At 65.7% G+C, this 19,370-nt stretch carries 16 protein-coding genes and 2 pseudogenes; 5 read left to right on the top strand and 13 right to left on the bottom strand.

Annotated elements, in window-relative coordinates:
- Window positions 1–206 precede the first annotated feature (206 nt).
- On the top strand, window positions 207–1,670 hold the full coding sequence (locus tag ACQY5A_RS11555; RefSeq protein ID WP_428341480.1) for an LCP family protein: 1,464 nt from the start codon (window positions 207–209) through the stop codon (window positions 1,668–1,670).
- On the opposite strand, the gene ACQY5A_RS11550 is transcribed toward ACQY5A_RS11555, so the two are convergent.
- The 4 genes and pseudogenes from ACQY5A_RS11550 to ACQY5A_RS11535 form a co-directional block, all read right to left on the bottom strand.
- Window positions 1,663–2,538, bottom strand: a complete 876-nt coding sequence (locus ACQY5A_RS11550; RefSeq protein ID WP_428340522.1) for an alpha/beta fold hydrolase — start codon at window positions 2,536–2,538, stop codon at window positions 1,663–1,665. The genes ACQY5A_RS11555 and ACQY5A_RS11550 overlap by 8 nt on opposite strands.
- Window positions 2,535–3,326: an SDR family NAD(P)-dependent oxidoreductase gene (locus ACQY5A_RS11545; protein WP_428340521.1), complete on the bottom strand. Its 792-nt coding sequence runs from the start codon at window positions 3,324–3,326 to the stop codon at window positions 2,535–2,537. Before ACQY5A_RS11545 ends, ACQY5A_RS11550 begins: the two co-directional genes overlap by 4 nt.
- A gap of 18 nt (window positions 3,327–3,344) precedes the next feature.
- Window positions 3,345–4,122: pseudogene (locus tag ACQY5A_RS11540) on the bottom strand (SDR family oxidoreductase).
- Window positions 4,112–5,794: an FAD-binding protein gene (locus ACQY5A_RS11535; RefSeq protein WP_428340520.1), complete on the bottom strand. Its 1,683-nt coding sequence runs from the start codon at window positions 5,792–5,794 to the stop codon at window positions 4,112–4,114. The pseudogene ACQY5A_RS11540 and the gene ACQY5A_RS11535 overlap by 11 nt, the downstream one beginning before the upstream one ends.
- Before the next feature lie 101 nt (window positions 5,795–5,895).
- Here ACQY5A_RS11535 and ACQY5A_RS11530 point away from each other — a divergent pair, with 101 nt between their 5' ends.
- Window positions 5,896–7,497 carry a flavin-containing monooxygenase gene (locus ACQY5A_RS11530; protein WP_428340519.1) on the top strand — a complete coding sequence of 534 codons (1,602 nt, stop codon included), beginning with the start codon at window positions 5,896–5,898 and terminating at the stop codon, window positions 7,495–7,497.
- 101 nt (window positions 7,498–7,598) lie between these two features.
- On the top strand, window positions 7,599–8,216 hold the full coding sequence (locus ACQY5A_RS11525) for a PadR family transcriptional regulator (protein WP_428341479.1): 618 nt from the start codon (window positions 7,599–7,601) through the stop codon (window positions 8,214–8,216).
- On the opposite strand, the gene ACQY5A_RS11520 is transcribed toward ACQY5A_RS11525, so the two are convergent.
- From ACQY5A_RS11520 to ACQY5A_RS11510, 3 genes and pseudogenes are all read right to left on the bottom strand, one after another.
- Window positions 8,213–9,484: an amidohydrolase family protein gene (locus tag ACQY5A_RS11520; RefSeq protein WP_428340518.1), complete on the bottom strand. Its 1,272-nt coding sequence runs from the start codon at window positions 9,482–9,484 to the stop codon at window positions 8,213–8,215. The two genes, ACQY5A_RS11525 and ACQY5A_RS11520, sit on opposite strands and share 4 nt — an antisense overlap.
- Before the next feature lie 66 nt (window positions 9,485–9,550).
- A pseudogene (locus tag ACQY5A_RS11515) lies at window positions 9,551–10,497 on the bottom strand (alpha/beta hydrolase).
- A 210-nt stretch (window positions 10,498–10,707) separates the two neighbouring features.
- The gene (locus ACQY5A_RS11510; protein ID WP_428340517.1) at window positions 10,708–11,244 is read right to left on the bottom strand and encodes a winged helix-turn-helix transcriptional regulator; all 537 of its coding nucleotides are present in this window, start codon (window positions 11,242–11,244) and stop codon (window positions 10,708–10,710) included.
- A 55-nt stretch (window positions 11,245–11,299) separates the two neighbouring features.
- Here ACQY5A_RS11510 and ACQY5A_RS11505 point away from each other — a divergent pair, with 55 nt between their 5' ends.
- On the top strand, window positions 11,300–12,904 hold the full coding sequence (locus ACQY5A_RS11505; RefSeq protein ID WP_428340516.1) for a phytoene desaturase family protein: 1,605 nt from the start codon (window positions 11,300–11,302) through the stop codon (window positions 12,902–12,904).
- A 26-nt stretch (window positions 12,905–12,930) separates the two neighbouring features.
- Here ACQY5A_RS11505 and ACQY5A_RS11500 read toward each other — a convergent pair whose 3' ends face one another.
- Together ACQY5A_RS11500 and ACQY5A_RS11495 are read right to left on the bottom strand one after the other, a co-directional pair.
- Window positions 12,931–13,812 (bottom strand): alpha/beta fold hydrolase, encoded by an 882-nt coding sequence (locus ACQY5A_RS11500; RefSeq protein WP_428340515.1) that lies wholly within the window; start codon window positions 13,810–13,812, stop codon window positions 12,931–12,933.
- Window positions 13,809–14,024, bottom strand: coding sequence for a hypothetical protein (locus ACQY5A_RS11495; protein ID WP_428341550.1), 216 nt, complete (start codon window positions 14,022–14,024; stop codon window positions 13,809–13,811). The genes ACQY5A_RS11500 and ACQY5A_RS11495 overlap by 4 nt, the downstream gene beginning before the upstream one ends.
- Window positions 14,025–14,115: 91 nt before the next feature.
- On the opposite strand from ACQY5A_RS11495, the gene ACQY5A_RS11490 reads away from it, so the two are divergent.
- A complete protein-coding gene (locus tag ACQY5A_RS11490; protein ID WP_428340514.1) occupies window positions 14,116–14,670 on the top strand; it encodes a peroxiredoxin-like family protein in 555 nt (184 codons plus the stop codon).
- 47 nt (window positions 14,671–14,717) lie between these two features.
- Here the strand turns inward: ACQY5A_RS11490 and ACQY5A_RS11485 are convergent, their stop codons facing one another.
- From ACQY5A_RS11485 to ACQY5A_RS11470, 4 genes are all read right to left on the bottom strand, one after another.
- Window positions 14,718–15,596 (bottom strand): IclR family transcriptional regulator, encoded by an 879-nt coding sequence (locus ACQY5A_RS11485; RefSeq protein ID WP_428340513.1) that lies wholly within the window; start codon window positions 15,594–15,596, stop codon window positions 14,718–14,720.
- Between the two features lie 156 nt (window positions 15,597–15,752).
- Entirely contained in the window at window positions 15,753–17,252 is a 1,500-nt protein-coding gene (locus ACQY5A_RS11480) for an FAD-dependent oxidoreductase (RefSeq protein WP_428340512.1), read from the bottom strand.
- Complete coding sequence (bphC, locus tag ACQY5A_RS11475) at window positions 17,207–18,112, bottom strand: biphenyl-2,3-diol 1,2-dioxygenase (RefSeq protein ID WP_428340511.1); 906 nt, start codon at window positions 18,110–18,112, stop codon at window positions 17,207–17,209. Before bphC ends, ACQY5A_RS11480 begins: the two co-directional genes overlap by 46 nt.
- Window positions 18,112–19,293 (bottom strand): hydroxylase, encoded by a 1,182-nt coding sequence (locus tag ACQY5A_RS11470; protein WP_428340510.1) that lies wholly within the window; start codon window positions 19,291–19,293, stop codon window positions 18,112–18,114. Before ACQY5A_RS11470 ends, bphC begins: the two co-directional genes overlap by 1 nt.
- Window positions 19,294–19,370: the final 77 nt, after the last annotated feature.

Below are 19,370 nucleotides of genomic sequence, written 5' to 3'. Positions count from 1 at the left end.
GCTGGCTCACAGAACGGTCCCCAGAAAGCTGCCGCATACTAGACGGCAAGTACCAAACCGCGCCGCAACATGCCATCCCGGGCCAGGCGCAGCCCCAAACAGCCGAGATTGTCGTGGGAGAACTGCTTTCATCCAACCCTAAGCATCGCCACCGTGCGACGCCGCCGAAGTCACGGCGCCGCACACTGGTGCATGCCGCCGGGACGATGGTCGCGGTAGCGACTCTGCTGGCCACCGGGTCGGGCTACTGGATGGCGCACGGTGTGCTGAGTGGAATCACCGTCTCGCAAGCCTTGGGCGCCGAGGACCCGAAGTCCAGCGGCGACGGGATGAACATCCTGCTGATCGGTCTCGACTCGCGCAAAGACCAGAACGGCGACGACCTGCCGTGGAGTGTGTTGAAGCATTTGCACGCCGGCGACTCCGATGACGGCGGCTACAACACCAACACGCTGATCCTGGCGCACGTCGGCGCCGACGACAAAGTGTCCGCGTTCTCCATCCCCCGCGATGACTGGGTGTCGTTCAACGGCGTCCCCGGTTACAACCACATCAAAATCAAAGAGGCCTACGGGCTCACCAAGCAGTACGTCGAGCAGAAGATGATCGACAAGGGTGTCGGCGACCAGAAGCAGTTGGAGACCAAAGGCCGGGAGGCCGCTCGGGCCGCAACCTTGAAGGCGGTGCGGCAGCTGACCGGCGCGCCGATCGACTACTTCGCCGAGGTCAATCTGGCCGGTTTCTACGACCTCGCCAATAGCCTCGGCGGTGTGGACGTCTGCCTCAAGCACGCCGTGTACGACGAATACTCCGGCGCCGACTTCCCGGCGGGCCCGCAGACGCTAAATGCCGCGCAGGCGCTGGCGTTCGTCCGGCAGCGCCACGGACTGGAGAACGGCGACCTGGACCGGACGCACCGCCAGCAGGCCTTCCTCTCGTCGGTCATGCACCAACTCCAGGACAGCGGCACCTTCACCAACCTCGGAAAGCTGAAGGGCCTGATGGCAGTGGCGCGCAAAGACGTCGTGCTGTCGGCCGGCTGGGATGAGGACATGTTCCGCAAGATGGGTGCGCTCGGCGGCGGCTCCATCGAATACCGCACCCTGCCCGTGGTGCGCTACGACAACATCAATGGCCAAGACGTCAACGTCGTCGACCCCGCGGCGATCAAAGCCGAAGTGGCGGCTGCATTCGGATCGTCGTCGTCGTCATCGACGACAACGACGACCCTCGGGATACCCAGCCCCTCGACCGTGGTCGACGTCGTGAACGCCAGCAGCGTCGGCGGCTTGGCCGGCAAGGTGGCCCGCACACTCAAGCACGACGGCTACACCACCGGCTCGGTGCGTGACCGGGTTCGCGGTGAACCTACTACGACCACAATCGAATACGCGCCCGGCGCTGACTCTGACGCTCGCGAAGTGGCGGGCCTGCTCGGCATCGATGCGCCCGACAAGCCGAACCGCTCATTGCAGTTCGGGCATATTCAGGTCGTCATCGACGACAACTTCTCGGCTCCCAGCCAGGACGAGTCGAGCACTGAATCCACTTCGCCGGCAACGACTTACGGCAGCTATGGATGGCAGTCGAGCAAGACCACCGACACCACCGATCCGACACCCGATCAGGGTGTGCCTATCGGCGGTGGCGGCGTGCCCTGCGTCAACTGAGTTGTTTCCGCAGCAAGAAGGCCAGCACCGCGCTTTCGAAAGCCTCTTTCGCCTCGATCATCGCCCAGTGGCCGCAGTTGGGGAACACATGCAACTCGGCGTTGGGGATGGTCCGCATCGGGAGCAGTGCCATGTCCAGCGGACTGACCCGGTCGTCGCGGCCCCAGGTGATCAAGGTCGGCGCCTGAACCCGGTGCATCACCGCCCAAGGTTGCGGACCCTTCGATGACTCAAGGGCTTTCATCATCTGGGTGAACGCTTCCTTGCCGTACATCCGCCGCGCGCCGGCCAACGTCGCTGGATCGGTGGCGTGACTCCAGCGCTCCTCGATGAGCTCGTCGGTCACTATCGCCGGGTCGTAGACCATCGAGTGCAACCACCGAACCAGCCCGGCGCGGGTCGGGTCATCGGTGAACTCCTGCAATAAGCGAATGCCTTCTGCGGGGCCGGGAGTCAAGATATTGCGGCCGATACCGCCGATGGTCACCAGCCGGCGGACCCGCTGAGGGTGAGCGATCGCATAGTTGATCCCCACGCCACCGCCCATCGAATTACCCACGATGTCAACGGTTTTCAAGTCGAGTGCGTCGCCGAATCGCACCACGGCATCCAGCGCGGTGATCATCGGATGGCCGCCGAAGTCATCGCTGACACCGAAGCCGGGGAATTCCAGGACCAGACAGCGGAAGAACTCGGCGAACGTGGGAAGCACGCCGCGGAAATTCCGCCAGCCCGTCACACCCGGACCCGATCCGTGCAGCAGCAACAGCGGTGGACCGTCGGTCGGGCCGGCCTCGTGGTAGCGCAGAACGCCTGCGTCAGTGGTGACTTCGCGAAGCGTGCTCTCGTAAGCGAAGTCTGTTGTCACGCGTGCGTTCCGCCGTCGATGCGGATCTCCGTACCGGTGATGAACGCGCCGTCATCGGACACCAGCATCGCGATCACCCCGGCGACCGCTGACGGGTCAGCCATTCCGGTGCCGCTGGACAGCTCGGTGGTCGGCAGGATCGGCATCAGCCTGGTGAACAGGTTCCAATCCGCATCGGGCGGAATGTATCCGCCAGTGGCATCGGTGATGCCGGACTTGATGCTTCCCGGCGCCACACAGACGGCCCGCAGTCCTTTGCTCGCATACTCCAGCGCCAGCGCATGGGTGAAGGACTGGACGCCGCCTTTACTCGCCGCATATGCCGCCATGTACGGGTGCGCGAACGACGCGGAGGTCGAGCTGAAGTTGACGATCGCGCTACGCGGATTCTGCAACAAGCTCGGCAGGGCCTCGCGGACCACCAGAAAAGTCCCGGTCAGATTCACGCCGATGATCTGATTCCACAGATCCAGTCCCATCTGGTCGGTGTGCACGGCGCGCAGAATTCCTGCGGCGTTCACCACCGAATCCAGACCGCCCAGGGTGTCGGCCGCGGAGTGCACGCCGTCGACCACCGAACGTTCTTCGGCGATGTTCATCTCCACCGTGGTCAGGCGCTCGCCGCCGCCGGCCTCTGCGGCCATGGCTCGGGTCTTGTCCAGTCCGTCGGCGGCGACGTCGGCGGCTACGACGGTGGCACCTTCGTCCAGCAGGCGTAGCGCGGTTGCCTGCCCGATACCCGAGGCCGCGCCGGTCACCAGAATCCGGCTACCTGCTAGTCGTTTCATCTGCGCTCCTGTCTAATATCACTGTCCCATAACATATTTCATAGTCGGACCCGCGGTCCATCCACCGTCGACAGCGATCTCGGCGCCGGTCACGTACGCCGCGTCGTCCGCCAGAAGGAAGCCGACGGCGCCGGTGATGTCCCCGGACTCCGCGATGCGTCCCATCGGGGTGTTGGGGTAGTTACCCTCGCCCGGCTGGATGCCGATGTCGACGGTCATCGGGGTGTACACCATGCCCGGGTGCACGGAGTTGACTCGAATTCGGTCCGGCGCCAACTCGACGGCGGCGATCTTCGACAGTCCGCGCACACCCCACTTCGAAGCGCCGTAGCCCGCGGTGAACGCCAAGCCGAACATGCCTGCCGCAGAGGAGATGTTGACGACCGATCCACCGCCCGCTTCCCGCATCGGTTTGATCACCGACTGCAGACCGTTGAACACTCCGGTCAGGTTGATGTCCAGCACCTTGCGGAAGTGCGCGAGCGGTTCGTGTTCGAGCAACTGCCCCGTCGATACGCCGGCATTGTTGACCAACCCGGTCGGTGAGCCGAACTCGTCGAGGGTGAACTGCACCGCACTCGCCCACTGTTCCGGTTCGGTGACGTCGAGATGGGTGTAGCAGGGCCTGCGCGCCCAACTCACCCACCAGTGTCTTGCCCTCGTCGTCGAGCAGGTCACCGAGCACCACGCTCCCGCCACGGCTGAGCACCGTCCGCGCAAACGCCGCGCCGAGCCCTCCGGCGCCACCGCTTATCAGTACCACCTTGTCGGCGAGTGGACCTGAATTACTCTGCATGGCAATCACTTTCTGCTGCATGTCGTGCGCTGACGAATCCGAATACCATCGCGGGTCCAATGGTGGCCCCGGCACCGGCGTAGTCGTTACCCATCACCGCGGCTGAGGTATTGCCGGTGGCGTAGAGGCCGGCGATTACTGAGCCGTCGGCGCTGAGCACCTGGCCGTGGGCGTTGTAGACCAGACCGCCCTTGGTGCCCAGGTCGCCGGCCTGAATGCGGGCCGCGTAGAAGGGCGCGCTGTCGATCACATCCATCGTCGGCTGCGGCAGCGTCGGGTCGCCGTAGTAGTTGTCGTAGGCACTGCTTCCCCGGCCGAAGTCCGCGTCCTGACCGGCGCGCGCGAATCCGTTGAAGCTGTCCAGGGTTTCGCGCAGCGACGCCGGTGGCACCCCGATCGCCGATGCCAGCGCCTCGACGGAGTCGGCGCGGTGCATCAAGCCCGACGTGAACCAGTCGCCGGGGAATTTCTGGCCGGGCATCACGCCACCGAACTGGTAGCGATTCTTGGCTGTACGGTCGAAGACGAACCAGATTGGATCGTGCCCTCCCGCGAGCTGCCGGTGAACGAACGTGACGTACGGCGCCGCTTCGTTGACGAAACGTCGGCCGGTCTGGTCGACGATGATCGAGCGGGGAATCGAGCGCTCCGACACCAGCACGCTCATCACGCCGTCGGGCCGCTTGAACGCGGGCATCCACCAGGCATCGTCCATCAGATCGACTGCGGCACCGGCGGCCTGGCCGGCGATGATCCCGTCGCCGTTGTTGGTTGGCGAACCGGCGCTGTAGTTGTCCTTGCCGCCGTCACGAAGGAAGCGCTTGCGCATCTCGCCGTTGTGCTCGAAACCCCCGCACGCCAACAGCACACCCTTGCGGGCGCGAATGCGGATGACCGCGCCGTCGCGCAGAGCGTGTACTCCGACGACGGCGCCGGACTCGTCGGTGATCAACGACTGCAGCGGCGTGTTGAGCCACAGCGGGATCCCGGCGTCCTTGACTGCGAGCCGCAGCCGGCCGATCAGGGCGCGGCCCAGGGTGTCCATGTGCCGTCGTAGGACCAGACCCTTGACGGCACGCCCGACCGTCTGCATCGCGGCGCGGCGGCCCGACCACGTCCGCATCACCATGTTCAACCGGGCGAATTCCTTTGAGGTGACGAATAAGCCGCCGGGCGTGGCCAGCGCCGCCGGCCGCAGGCGGTGCTCGTCGTCGCCGAGTTTCTTCAGATCGAACGGCAGTGGTTCGATGGTGCGGCCGTGGGCCCGTCCGCCTGGCTGCTCGGGGTGGTAGTCGGAATACCCGGTGCACCATTGGAATCGCAGATGCGGGCTGGTGCCCTCGAGAAATTCCATCGTCCGCGGTCCGTTGTCGATGAACGCGTCCATATTGGCGGACGGCACCCGGTCGCCGACGACAGCATCGAGGTAGCGACGCACGTCGTCGCGGGAGTCGGCCAGGCCTTCGCGGCACAGCGTCGGGTTGTTGGGAATCCAGATGTTGCCACCGGAGAGCGCGGTGCTGCCGCCGTACACGGCGGCCTTCTCGATGACGAGGGTGTCCAGGCCGTGGGCGTCCGAGGTCAGCGCCGCGGTCAACCCCCCGCAACCGGTACCGACGACGAGAAAGTCGACCTGGTGATTCCAGGCGTCATCCTGGTCCGCGGCCGGCATGGATTCAGGCAACCACAACGGATGCCGCCGGGGAGCGGCAATTCCCGCACAGCGGGACGATCGGCACCCACGCCGCCGTGCGGGCCAGTAGCGTCTGCGACATGACCGGCGACGTCGATGCGGTGGTGGTGGGCGCGGGGTTCGCCGGCCTCTACGCGCTACATCGGCTGCGCAGTGACGGCCTGACCGTGCGGCTGTTCGAGGCCGCGGACGGGGTCGGCGGGGTGTGGTACTGGAACCGCTACCCCGGCGCGCGTTGTGACGTGGAGAGCGTGGACTACTCCTACTCGTTCGACGACCGGCTCCAGCAGGAATGGGACTGGACCGAGAAGTACGCCACCCAGCCGGAAATACTGTCCTACCTCGATCACGTCGCCGACCGCTACAACCTCCGGGCGGACATCACCTTCGGTACCCGCGTCACCGATGCGGTCCTCGACGAGGACACCCTGCGCTGGCAAATCCACACCGACACAGGCGAAGTGGTCTCCACTCGATTCGTCGTGATCGCGGTCGGTCCGCTGTCGAATGCGAACATCCCGTCGATCGACGGGATGGATTCCTTCGGTGGCCAGCTGTACCACACCGCGCACTGGCCGCATGACGGCGTCGATTTCAGTGGTCAACGGGTCGGTGTGATCGGCACCGGATCATCGGGGATTCAGGCGATTCCGCGTATCGCCGAGCAGGCGCGCGAGCTCTACGTGTTTCAGCGTAGCCCCAATTACAGCATCCCGGCGGGCAACACTCCGCTCACCGACGACGTCCGCCACGCACAGAAAGCCGGCTATCCGGAACGTCGCCGGCTGTCGAGGGCCAGCGGTGGTGGTTCACCGCATCAACCGCATCCGCAATCAGCCCTCGAGGTGTCCGAGCACGAACGTCAAGAAGCCTACGAAAAGCGCTGGCAGCTGGGCGGTGTGCTGTTCAGCAAGACCTTCCCCGACCAGCTGCTCGACGTGAGCGCCAACGACACCGCCCGCGCCTTCTGGGAGCAGAAGATCCGCGCCGTCGTCGACGATCCGCAGATCGCCGACTGGCTGATCCCCACTGATCACCCGATCGGCACCAAGCGGATCTGCACCGACGACAACTACTTTCAAACCTTCAACCGCAACAACGTCACGCTGGTGAATCTGCGCGAGACGCCGATCACCGGCATGGATTCTGCCGGGGTGAGAACGTCGACCACCCGTTACGACCTGGACGCACTGGTGCTGGCAACCGGTTTCGACGCGATGACCGGGTCGGTGAGCAAGCTGAACGTGGTGGGTCGCGATGGCGAAACACTCAACACCGCGTGGGCCGCCGGACCAGTCACCTACCTCGGGCTCGGCGTTCCCGGCTTTCCGAATCTGTTCAACATCAGCGGCCCGGGCAGCCCGTCGGTACTGGCCAACATGGCGCTGCACTCCGAACTGCACGTCGACTGGATCTCCGACGCGATCGGCTACCTCGCGGCACACGGAGCTGCCGCCCTCGAAGCCACCCGATCCGCGGCGGCCCAGTGGACCGACGACTGTACCCGCCGCGCCGCCGACGGCCTTATGCTACGGGCGAATTCGTGGTATCTGGGCGCCAACGTCGCCGGTAAGCCACGGGTCTTCATGCCCTTCGTCGGCGGGTTCGGCGCCTACGGTCAGATCATCGCGGATGTCGCGGCGGCAGGCTACAAAGGCTTCGATCTCGTCGCGTCCCGCTGAGTGGTCAGCAACCGATTTCACCCCACGATCATTGCTACGCTCTGAAAGTGGGGTCCAGCGAACTACCGAATCTTCCGCCGACGAGTTGGGCCGTGCTGGGCATGCTCGCGTTCGGCGAAGAGGTTTCGGGCTACGACATCAAGAAGTGGGCGGACTGGAGCGTCGGCTACTTCTACTGGAGCCCATCGTTCAGCCAGATCTATTCAGAACTCAAGCGACTCGAGTCACACGGTTACGCGACATCGCGGGTCCAGCATGAGGGCGGCCCACGGGGCAGGCGAACCTACAAGATCACCGAGTCCGGACGCGCGGCGGTCACCACCTGGGCCGTCGAAGCGCCCATCGATCCTCCGATGCTCAAACATGGTGTTCTGTTGCGGGTTTGGCTCGGCCATCTGAATGAACCGGACCGGCTCAAAGAGATCCTGCAGGAACACATCGCCCGCGTCGACACGATGCGGCAACGGGTGGCGATCGACGCCCAGGCCGCGGCCGAAGAGCCGGCGTGGGCTTACCCCCGGATTGCCATGCAGTGGTCGGAGCGCTACTTCGCCGCCGAGCGGGAACTCGCACTGCAGCTGATCAAGGACATCGACGAGGCTGACGCGGCATTCAAGAAGGGGCAGCGCAGTTCACAGGGCGCCTTCCCCACCCCGCGGCCGGGCCATTGGCGGGAAGTCGAACAGCGGATCCAGGAAACCGATCCCGACCGGCCCTAGCTACGAGCCGGGGCCAACCGCTTGAGCGCCAGCCCGCCCTCGAACGGGCGGTAGCCGAACGCCGCCGGCGCGCAGTAGCCGGTGTCCCCGAGTGGGGTGTGCACCTCGATGACGGTGGGGCCGATCTTGGCGGCGACCGGTGCAAGCGCGTCCAGGTCGAATCGGTAGAGACGACCCGCGTTGCCGCCCAAGATCTTTCGACACGCGTCCTCGGACTGGTCGTGGAGCGCCCAGCGGATGGCGAGCTTTGAATGCGGCGTAAAGCCTTCCTCGTGCGGGTAGTCGCTGCCCCACATGATGTGCTCCGGGCCCATGAAATCGATCATGCCCGAATCAAACGGCGCCAATTCGCTTGCCAGGTAACAGTTCCGCTGCGCATATTGGCTCGGCGTCAGGGTCAGCTCGTCGACCGACGACCCGCCGAACATCCCGTAGGTGCGGTTGCCGGCCTCGGACTTCATCGTGGGCACCATGGCGTCCAGGATGCCGAGTTGGCCGGGCACCCACAGGGTGCCCTGCTCGGTCGGCACGAACCGCAGCGACGGGTGCCGCTCGAACACGCCCGCCAGAATCAGATGCCCGAGGGTTCGGTTGGCCCACAACGCCATTTCGGTGACCAGCACCGCGTTCGACGCCGGCTGGTCCATCGGCATTTCCGGGCTGCCGGCGCCGGCGTGCTGCACCACCGTGAGATCCAACTCCTCGCAGAGCGCCCAGAGCGGTTCGTAGCGGGTGTGAAAGAGCGGAGCGACATTCGGGTCGCCCGGCGAGACAGGCGGGACCAGCACCCCACCGAAGCAGCCGTGTTCGGCGCCCCAGCGGATTTCGTCCAGCGCATGATCGATGTCGTTGGGGAAGATCTGGATCAGCCCGCGGCGGCGTTCCGGGGCCAGCGAGCAGAAGTCGATCTGCCAGCGATTGTGCGCTTGCACGCCCGCCCAACGCTGCTCGAACTCGTCACGGGTACGGGGCAGGCTGATGGTGATGTTGGGTGTGGTCGGGAAGAACGGCGGAACGGTGTTGGGCAGCAACACCTCGGCGGCCACCCCGTCGGCATCCATGTCGGCGATTCGCAGATCGCTGTCCCAGTTTCGGCTGGCGGTTGCGATGATCAGGTCGTCGAACGGGCTGATGTAGGTGCTGGCCCACGCGTCGAAGTCGTCGTGCAGACCTTTGGGCAGATATGGCTTGTAGTCACCGATGTCGGCACCGGCGTGGGTGTCGGTCGAGATGACGACGTATCGATCGATCGAGTCCCAGGTGGCCATCGTGTCCTCCGACGTTGTTGGGTTGCAGAAGCCAGCTTTCCGCCGGACTCGGGTGGCGGCAAGGCCTCATTCCAATGAGCGGGACAGCAGAGTCGATACGTCCGCCCACGCCTGCTCGCGGGCTAGGCGGCAGATGTTGAGGCTGGGCATGGTCATGAAACCGTGGATCGCGCCGGGGTAGCTGCGGTGGATTGTCGTAACTGACGCTTCGGCAAGGGCTTTCGCGTACGCTTCGCCCTCGGAGCGCAGCGGATCGAAACCGGCGGTGATCACCACCGCGGGCGGGAGGCCGCCCAACTGCGCGCGCAGCGGGGATGCGGTGGGATGCCCGCGATCGGCAGGGTCGGGAACGTACTGGTCCCAGTACCAGGCCATTGCCGTAGCGGTGTTGTAGTAGCCGTCGCCAAATCGTCGATAGGACTCGGTGCCGAAGTCGGCCGCGATCGCCGGATACACAGGAGCTGCCCAGCGATCTCGGGGCGTCCGCGGTCGCGGGCCAGCAGCGCGGTCACGGTGGCCAGGTTGCCGCCCGCGCTGTCGCCGGCGAGGACCATGCGGGCTGGGCCGGCGCCGAGTCCGTCGGCCTGTTCGGCCGCCCAGGCCGCGACGGCGTAGACATCGTCGACCGCCGCCGGCCAGCGCGATTCCGGCGCCAACCGGTAGTCGACCGACACCACGATCGCGCCCACGCCGTTGGTCATCGCACGACACAGGTCGTCGTGGGAGTCGAGGCCGCAGAACACGAAGCCGCCGCCATGGGCGAACACGACGATCGGCAACGAACCGGCAGGAGCACTGGGCCAATAGATTCGGATCTTGATGTTGCCGCCCGGGCCTGGCACGGTCCGGTCGGTCACCCGGGCTACCGGCTCCGGATTCTGCAGGAGTACTGCTCGCTCGGCGATCACCGCACGTAACTGCGGAGCTGTCATGGTCTCGACGCGCGGAAACCCGCGGTTGAGCGCCGGCAGCAGCGCGGCGATCTCCGGGTCGAGGCTTCCAATTGGCGACATCGGTCCTTGCTTTGACGATCGGTATTTGTTTCGGGGCGGTTATTGGCGCCCTGGACTGTCGGTGCGGAAGGTGAGCGTTCACGTGTTTGAAGAGCCCAGGGAGGGCACGGTACTCGCACACGCGCAATCCAGCTCGACGAGCTCCACGGCTGGCTTGCTAGGTCACTACCTAGCGATTTCCGACGTCACGTAACGACCCGCGCACCGCACTCATGACCTGGGGAGTCCCGTACACGGCAGTGCACCGGGCCCCGGGGATGCGATGATGTCATGGCCGGCATCGATCTCGTGGTTCAGCGAGCACGTGAGGACCGCTTTGACAGGCGCACCGCAACCACGGTGCCGTAACGTCACCGTGGGTTGTTTCTCACTCGTCAGCCAGCGATCCGCCCAATCGATCATGGCGACCATCGTCGGTATGAGATCGCGCCCCTTGTCGGTGAGCCGGTACTCCTCGCGAACCCGACTGTTGGGCTCCTGATACGGCACCTTGACGAGCAGTCCTTGGGAGATCAACTCGCGTAGTCGCGCCGACAGCACACCGAGGCTTATTCCGGTGCGACGATGAAAGTCCTCGAAGCGTCGCGCACCGTAAAACGCTTCGCGCATGACCTTGCCCATTGTGGGCGGCGCCAGGACGCCGAGCGCCAGGGCGACCGAGTCTGGTTCCAGATCCCACTTGTCACGGTCCCAAGGTGCATCGGACCCGCCGTCCGTCCGACTTCTCCGCTGACTTGCGTTTCCCATGCGATCATTCTAACCTGAGTTCGACTAATCGAAGTCAGATCGTCTGGAGGTAACGGTGTCCGCTGGTGACAGCTATGTGCGAAGTCGTGCTGGCGGCAACTGGGACGCCATCGTGATCGGTTCGGGGATCGGCGGTCTGACCCCTGCGGGCGTGCTTGCCCGCGAGGGCATGCGCGTTCTCGTTTTGGAACGGCACACCACCGCGGGAGGCTGCACTCAGGTGTTTCGCCGCGCCGGCTACGAATGGGATGCCGGCCTGCACTACATGGGCGAGGTGCATCGACCAACCAGCGCGTTGCGTCGCCTGTTCGACTACATCACCGGCGGGGCGCTGGACTGGGCGCCGATGCCCGATGTGTATAACCGCATCTTCATCGGCGATCGTGAGTACGAGATTCCCTCTGGTCGAGTGCATTTCACCGAGCGCCTCAAGGCGTACTTTCCGGGTGAGGCGACTGCCATTGACGCCTATCTGGACCTCGTCTTCGAGACCTCACGGGCTGCCAAGACGTTCTTCGCCCATCGTGCGCTGTCACCTTCGGGGGCTGAGGACACCTTCGAGCCCCTGTGTGAGCCGTTCTTGGCGCACGCGGACCGAACGGTGACCGAAGTCCTGGGTGAGCTGACTCGCGACCGAGATCTCGAGGCGGTGTTGTGCGGGCACTTCGGTGACTACTCGCTGGAGCCGTGGCGGGCGTCATTCGGTATGCACGCCATGCTCGTTCGGCACTACATCGACGGCGCGAGCTTTCCCGTCGGCGGTTCGGGCCGGATCGCCGAAACCGTAGCCGATGTCGTGCGCGCCGCCGGCGGGGCCGTGCTCATCGGCGCGGAGGTGACGTCCATTCTCGTCGGCGTCGACGGCGCAGCCTACGGCGTGAGCATGGCGGATGGCCGAACCTTTCGCGCGCCAGTGGTGATCAGTGACGCTGGGATCGCTGCCACCGCCGCGCTCCTGCCTTCTGCGACCAGTGCGGCGACAGGTCTGGGCCAGCGCTGTGCTGACATGGAACCGTCGCTGAGCTGGGTGATGCTCAACATCGGCGTCAAGGAATCCTCCGAAACGCTCGGCCTGGGCGCGGCGAACATCTGGGCGCACGCCGGTGCCGACATGCGGGCGCGAATGACGGCATACCAGGCGGATCCGCACAACGAGCCGATGCCGGTCTACTTTCTGTCGTTCCCGTCAGCCAAGGACCCGTCGTGGGAGCGGCGCTATCCGGGGCGCAGCACTATCGACATGTGCGGGTTGACGTCGTGGTCGTTGTTCGAGCCGTTCGCCGGCAGCCGCTGGATGCGCCGCGGCGAAGACTATGAGCAGCTCAAGAAACACCTCACCGAGGAGTTGCTCGGTGAGGTGCTGCGATTCTGCCCGCAACTCGACGGCAAAATCGACCACGCGGAACTGGCTACACCCTTGAGCTTCAACCACTTTCTGGGCAAGGGCACCGGTGACTTCATGTCGTTCGCCCACACCCCGGACCGGTTTCGCCAGCGTTGGATCAATGCGCATTCACCGGTGCCCGGGCTCTACTTCAGCGGCCAGGACGTAGTCGCCGCCGGGGTCAGCGGCGCCATGATCGGCGGCGCCACCGCCGCCTCAGCGGTACTCGGCCGCAACGTGCTGCAAGGCCTACCGGCCCGAACCAGCGCAGCGTAGACCCGCGACCAGCGACGGGCCGTCGGCTAACGTTGGGTCAGCCGGTGGACTGCTTCAGCGATCTCATCGGCACAATCTTCTTGCAGGAAGTGCTTGCCGGGCAACAACAGTGCGTCATCCAGTCCCGCGGCCAGTTGGGCTTGCACTCCTTCGCGGCGCCAGCTCAGTGCTTTGTCCCGCGCGCCCCACACGATCTGCACGGGGTAGCCGGGGTTGCGCACCGCAGCCAGGTAGCGCTGCTGGTTCTGTGTGGTCAGCTCGAAGCCCCGCATGATCTTGAGAAAGGCCCTGCCGCCGTCACCGCCGAGTAACAGCGGTATGTAACAGGCGATCTCGGCCGCCGGGACATGTCGACTCACACCCAGGTATCGCATCAACGCGACGAAAACGCCGGGGATCCGCATGGACTGCAGCCACATCTCGCCGAGGCCTCGGTGGGCGAACGGTTCCATCGGCCACGGCCGTCGAAACGTCTCAACCGCGACGATGGTATTCAGCAGTGTCAGCGACAGGATTCTATCCGGCTGCGCGGCGGCCACCTCGAACCCGATGGGCCCACCGATGTCGTGCACCACGAGATGGAACCGGTCCAGCTCCAAGGCGTCGATCGCGGCCAGCTGCCATCGCCCCAGACCGCTCCAGGTGTAGTCGGCGTCGTCGGGACGCTCGGCCAGGCCCAGCCCGGGCAAGTCGACCGCGATACCGCGAAGGCCCCTGTCGGCCAAAGCGGGGACGACCTTTCGATACAAATAAGCCGACGCCGGAACACCATGCACGCACACCACGGGCTCCGCGTCGCGAGCGCCTTCATCCAGCGCAAACGAGGAGATACCCGCGGCGGTGAACGTCCGGCCGGACGCTCGATACCTGTCTAACAGTCCGGCCACCTCGACCGATGTCGGGTTCACACTGATGCGTGTCCTCGCTGGTCTTTGGTACGGCGGCTGCCGCCAGGCCAGTCCTCTTGGACGCCGCCGGAGTCAACATCGACGCCGAAACCGGCCGGCCCCAGGACGTGATCCCAAAGTGGGACCATCCGCACCCATTTGCTGGTCATCCAGGCGAAGGGGCAGACCGGGTCGAAGTAGACATTGAGGTCGGCCCCGTCAAACGCCGTCATGCGCCTTCATCCTTCTTCTACTTCGAGCCCGCTTGACATCGAGTTCCCGCCGAGCATAGTGGACTGCGGGGTCCGTCAGCATGGAGTCGGTATGCACAGCACGGTAAGGCCCGGAACGGTCATCCAGACAAGGGAACTGACGACCATCTCCGGCGACACATTGCAGATCCCCGATCCGCAATGGCTCACCCATCTGCAGTTCCGGCGATTTGCGGGCTGCCCGATCTGCAACACGCACCTGCAGTCCATAGTGGCGCGACACGACGACATCCGCGCCGCGGGGATCCGCGAAGTCGTCGTTTTCCATTCCACCCCGGAGGAACTGGCTCGTTACGAGTCGGATTTGCCGTTCGCGGTTGTCGGAGACCCCGGCAAGGTGCTCTATGCCGAATTCGGCGTGGAATCCTCTGCGCGATCGGTTCTCGACCCGCGCGCCATGGCGCCGGTCATCGGACCGACGATCCGCTCCGTGCCTGCACTCGTGCGCAAGAAGACAGCGCCGCCTCCCGGCCGGGTGCACGGCGGCCGTTTGGGGTTGCCGGGCGACTTCCTGATCGGACCCGACGGCCGCGTCATCGCAGCCAAGCTCGGTAAACATGCTTACGACCAATGGTCGGTCACCGAGCTGCTCGCCCATATCCCATAGTGCGGGCATCGGCCGTTGTGCCGCTAGCTTTTTGAGCTGCCCCCGTGTCAGACCGCGACCGGCGCACGCAGACCATTCGAACGCTCACGCGTGTGCACCGGAGTCGCGGCGACCGGCCGGCGGCCATGCAGCAGACGAGGCTGTTGCAGGATCGGACGCACGCGGATCGCGCCGCCGTCGTCGTAGTTACGCCAGATACCCAGCGCAGTCGCCCGCACCGGCCCGGCCATCCGGTGGTCGAAGGTCATCAGGTCCAACGGGCCGCAGACCGAGACGGCGGCGATCGGCGCATCGATGTCGCCGATCGGCGCTGCGACACAACCGAATCCGTCGACCGACTCCGCACGTTCGTAGGCGAAACCGCGGGCGCGTATCGCTGCCAACTCATCGGCCAGCTGGCGACGCGTTGAAATCGAGTACCGGGTCTTGCGGGCCAACAGGTCGACTCCGAAGTCGTCGAGCGCGGTCGGATCCGAGAACGCCAGCAGGGCCTTGCCGACCGCAGTGCAGTGCGCGGCCTGGCGACCACCGACGCGGGTGGGAACCGCCGCGCCGAGCGCTCCGGCGATCTTCTCGAGGTACACCACGTCGGAGCCGTCGAGGACGGCCAGGTGTACGACCAGACCGGTGGCCCGGTGCAGCTCGTGCAGGAATGGTTGAGCGGCGCTGTGCAGCCGGTCCTGATGCACCGCAAGCGATCCCAGTTCGACCAGCTTCATGCCCAGCTCGTAGTCACGGCCGTGGCGACGCAGCCACCGCAGCTGCACCAGCCGTTCCAGCATCCGGTGCGCAGACGACCGCGGTAGGCCGGTGCGTCGCACGACCTGGGCCAGCGAGAGCCGGCCGGGCCCGTCGAAAGAGTCCAGGACCAGCGATATGCGGTCGATCACGGCGCTCGGAGTACAGGCATCGCCCTCGCGTGTCATCGTTCCTCCCGGCAAACTGATATGACTAATAGGCATATACCTATTGATAGCATAGTGTGTCGCCGGTCACAAGCATGCAAGACGTGGGGCAGCGAAACAAGGGCGTGACGGCGCGAGAGGGCAACCGATTCACGCGAGTAGCGCGCCGATGTCGGGTCAGGCTGCGGCGGCGGCCCGCCCGGCCCGGCGGCCGTAGAAGCTGCCGTCACCCAGTGAAATGCCGCTGGCATAGCCCCAGGCGGCAAGCCCCGCGGTGGCCCGCCCGGCCGCGAACAGCCCCGGGATCGGTGAGCCGCTGACGTGCAACACCTCGGCGGACAGCGAGGTGTGCAGCCCGCCCAAGGTGAAGCCACCGGTGTTGCCGCGCAGGTCGATGGCGCCGACCGGTGTGCCGATCGGGCGCAGCCACTCCAGCTTCTTGTGCAGCACCGGATCCTCGGCCCTCGCGGCGCCGTCGTTGTAGGCCGAAACCGTGTTCTGCAGTGAGCCTGCAGGCAAACCGATTTCGGCTTCCAGGTCGGCCACGCTCTCGCAGACCCAGGTCGGCGGCCTCAGCAGGAACGGCGTTGCCGACCGGGTGGCCATGGCCTGCTCGTGCGCGTCAGCGTCGAGCACCAGAAAAGCGGTGTCGTCTTGGTGATAGAGGGTCAATTGGCCGATCCGCCCGGGGTAGGTGTCCTCGGCCACGTAGCGCTGCCCGCGGCCGTTGACCAGGATGCCGCGGGCTATCAGCTGCGGGTCGACCAGAAACGCGACCTCGGTGGCGTCCATGTGGGCCAGGTCGGCGCCCAGCGCCTGCGCCATCTGGATTGCCACGCCGTCGTGTTCTTCGACCGAGGCGGCCGGGCGACCGGCGATCCGCGGCGCGTAGCGGGCGACCATCGACTCGTTGTAGGCGAAACTGCCGGTGGCCAAGACGATTCCGCGTCGGGCCCGCACCGCCATCTCGGTGCCGTACTGGCGGGCGATGAGCCCGACCACCCGTCCGTCGCTTTCGACGACGAGCCGCCGCACCCGGGTATCGACAATGCTGCGCACGCCCAGCGCGGTGGCGGTGTCGACCAGCGGCTTCATCAGCATGTAGCCGCCGCCTTTTTCACCGGTCCGCTTGTCCTGCATCTGCGGCACGTGGCCGCGCGGCGCGGGTACCGCAATCGTGTTGTAGGGGAACGCGTTCTCGCCGCCGGTGTACATCAGCCCGTCGTCGTCGGGCGGCTCCCAACCCGGTTCGCCCCAGAAGCTGGGCTTGAACGGCACGCCGCAATCCACTAGCCAGTCGAAATGCTCGAGGCTGCCGGCGCAGTAGTCGGCGATCCGGTCGACATCGGCGCCCGGCCCCATCGCCGCGCACAGGAAAGTACGCATGTTGTCGACGGAATCGTCGAAGCCGCAAGCTTTTTGGATCGGCGTGCCACCGCCGAGGTAGACGAATCCGCCGGCCAGCGACGCGGCCCCGCCCCAGCCGCCGGTGCGCTCCAACACCACCACCTCGGCCCCGGCCCGCGCGGCCTCGATCGCTGCCGAGACACCGGCAATGCCGTACCCGGCGATCACCACGTCGGCTTCGACATCCCAAGAGTTGATATCGCGTGCGTCGACGGGTGCGACGGTCACATTGCCGCCAGCGGCTGCGCCCCGGACCAGTCGTGACCCCAATAGCTGTCGGCGGTGATCTCTTCGGAGGTGTAGTACGTCTCGTCGACTTTCATTCCGTCGGTGCCGAATTCGATGTCCCACCCGCCGGGCGCCCGGACGTAGAAGGAGACCATCTTGTCGTTGGTGTGCCGGCCCAGCGTCGACGAGAGCGAAAAGCCCTGTTTGACAACCCGATCAAGGGCCCGGCCGACCGCGTCCAGCGAGTCGACCTCGACCATGATGTGCACCAGGCCCGGTGCCCCGCCGTGCGGTGCAGGACACAGCGCCATGCTGTGGTGGCGGTCGTTGACGCCGAAGAACCGGATCCGCAGCGGGCCGAACTCCGGCGGTGCGGGCAGCCGCATCGCGCCGCGCGGCAGAAAGCCCAGCGTCTCGCTGTAGAACGCGAATGCCCCGGCGGGGTCCATCGTCGGCAACACCACATGGCCCAGACCCTGGGTGCCGGTGACGAAGGTGGCGCCGAAGGGCGTCACCACCGGACTGTGATCCAGCGCGGGACCGAAGAACACCTCGGTGGTCGTGCCGGTCGGATCGGTGAACGCGAAGACGTCTTCGACCCTGCGTTCGTCGGCTTCCTCGACCGACAGCGGTTTGACCGCGACACCGGCGCGCTCAAGGGTGTCCTGAACCCGTTGCAGCGCAAGGCCGTCGCGCACCTCCCAACCGATGTGTTGCACCTGGTCGCTGTCGCCGGGGACGACGATGATCCGCGCGAAGCGTTCGTCCATCCGCAGGTAGAGCGCTGCCGGGTCGGGCCCGTCGCCCTGCGCGAACCCGAGCGTGTCGAACGCAAAGCTGTGCCAGCGATCGATGTCGCTGGTCTGAATCTTGATGTAGCCCAGGCTTTTGATGTCGCCCATCAGATCATCGCCCGCAGCGGATCGGCCGGCTCGATGCCCATCGAACTCAGCGCGGCGGCGTGGTAGACGGTGCTGGGCACGTGGATCGCGTGGTTGAGTCCGACGTGGGCGTCACGCCAAAAACGTTGCAGCGGCTTGTCCATCCGCGCGGCGTTTCCACCGGAGCGGGCGAAGATCTGGTCGACGGCCATCACCGCCCGCCACGCGGCCCGGATCTGGGTGCGGCGTCCGATGGCCCGTTCCTCGAAGGAGACCTCGCGACCGGACTCGACGATGTCCCATATCTTGTCGACGTTGGCCAGAATTTCCTGGCGGGCGGCGTTGATGTCGGCGGCTGCCTCGCTGATCGCGAACAACACGTACGGGTCGTCCTTGATCGCGGTGCCCTGCGCGCCGACCCGCCCGCGCTGGTAGTCGAGATGAGCCGCCAGCGCACCTTCGGCGATGCCGATCACCGCGGAACTGATGCCGAGCGGGAACATGTTCGACCACGGCATCTTGTACAGCGACTCGGTGACGCCGGCTTCCTTCTGCGCGGTGCCGTCGATCACCTGGTCGCCGTTCATCACCCGGTACGATGGCACGAAGGCGTCTTTGACGATGATGTCCTTGGAACCAGTCCCCTTCAGGCCCACCACATTCCAGGAGTCCTCGACAATCTGGTAGTCGCTGCGGGGCAGGATCATGTGCAGCATGGTCGGCGGATCAGCGATGCTGCCGTCCGCGTTGCCCAGCAGGGCGCCGAGGAAGATCCAGTCGCAGTGGTCGGTCCCTGAGCTGAACTGCCAGCGGCCGTTGAAGACGTAACCGCCGTCGATCGGGACGGCAAGCCCGGTGGGTGCATACGGTGAAGCCATCCAGGTGTTGTCGTCGGCGCCCCATACCTCTTCGCGGACTTTCGGGTCGGCGAAGGCCAGCTGCCACGGGTGTACGCCCACCACCCCGCAGACCCAGCCCGCGGCGCCGTCGAGGGCGGCCACCGCCATCACGGTTTCCGCGAATTCCCGTGGGTGAGCTTCGAATCCGCCGTACTGCTTGGGTTGCAGCAGTTTGATCGGGCCGGCCGCCTTGAGTAACTTCGCGGTGTCGTCGGGCATCTGGCCGAGGCGTTCGGCCTCGGCGCCCTGGTCCCGGAGCTGCTCGGCGATCTCGCCGATGTTGTCGATTACCCGTCGGGCCATGATGTCTTCCTGTCCTAGGCTGCGACTCCCATGGTGAACCGGCCTCGGCCCGACGAAGCGACGCCGTCCCGGTCAGT

It is taken from the genome of Mycobacterium sp., from assembly GCF_965277065.1.
GTDB lineage: Bacteria > Actinomycetota > Actinomycetes > Mycobacteriales > Mycobacteriaceae > Mycobacterium.
The sequence above is the reverse complement of the archived record's forward strand: the minus strand, read 5'-3'. Positions and strand labels throughout refer to the sequence as shown.

Excerpts from the sequence above, each read along its gene's own strand:
- ACQY5A_RS11555 (WP_428341480.1), top strand. The coding sequence starts at position 207 with ATGGTCGCGGTAGCGACTCTGCTGGCCACCGGGTCGGGCTACTGGATG.
- ACQY5A_RS11545 (WP_428340521.1), bottom strand. The coding sequence starts at position 3,326 with ATGAAACGACTAGCAGGTAGCCGGATTCTGGTGACCGGCGCGGCCTCG.
- ACQY5A_RS11535 (WP_428340520.1), bottom strand. The coding sequence starts at position 5,794 with ATGCCGGCCGCGGACCAGGATGACGCCTGGAATCACCAGGTCGACTTT.
- ACQY5A_RS11530 (WP_428340519.1), top strand. The coding sequence starts at position 5,896 with ATGACCGGCGACGTCGATGCGGTGGTGGTGGGCGCGGGGTTCGCCGGC.
- ACQY5A_RS11525 (WP_428341479.1), top strand. The coding sequence starts at position 7,599 with ATGCTCGCGTTCGGCGAAGAGGTTTCGGGCTACGACATCAAGAAGTGG.
- ACQY5A_RS11520 (WP_428340518.1), bottom strand. The coding sequence starts at position 9,484 with ATGGCCACCTGGGACTCGATCGATCGATACGTCGTCATCTCGACCGAC.
- ACQY5A_RS11510 (WP_428340517.1), bottom strand. The coding sequence starts at position 11,244 with ATGGGAAACGCAAGTCAGCGGAGAAGTCGGACGGACGGCGGGTCCGAT.
- ACQY5A_RS11495 (WP_428341550.1), bottom strand. The coding sequence starts at position 14,024 with ATGACGGCGTTTGACGGGGCCGACCTCAATGTCTACTTCGACCCGGTC.
- ACQY5A_RS11490 (WP_428340514.1), top strand. The coding sequence starts at position 14,116 with ATGCACAGCACGGTAAGGCCCGGAACGGTCATCCAGACAAGGGAACTG.
- ACQY5A_RS11485 (WP_428340513.1), bottom strand. The coding sequence starts at position 15,596 with ATGACACGCGAGGGCGATGCCTGTACTCCGAGCGCCGTGATCGACCGC.
- bphC (WP_428340511.1), bottom strand. The coding sequence starts at position 18,112 with ATGGGCGACATCAAAAGCCTGGGCTACATCAAGATTCAGACCAGCGAC.
- ACQY5A_RS11470 (WP_428340510.1), bottom strand. The coding sequence starts at position 19,293 with ATGGCCCGACGGGTAATCGACAACATCGGCGAGATCGCCGAGCAGCTC.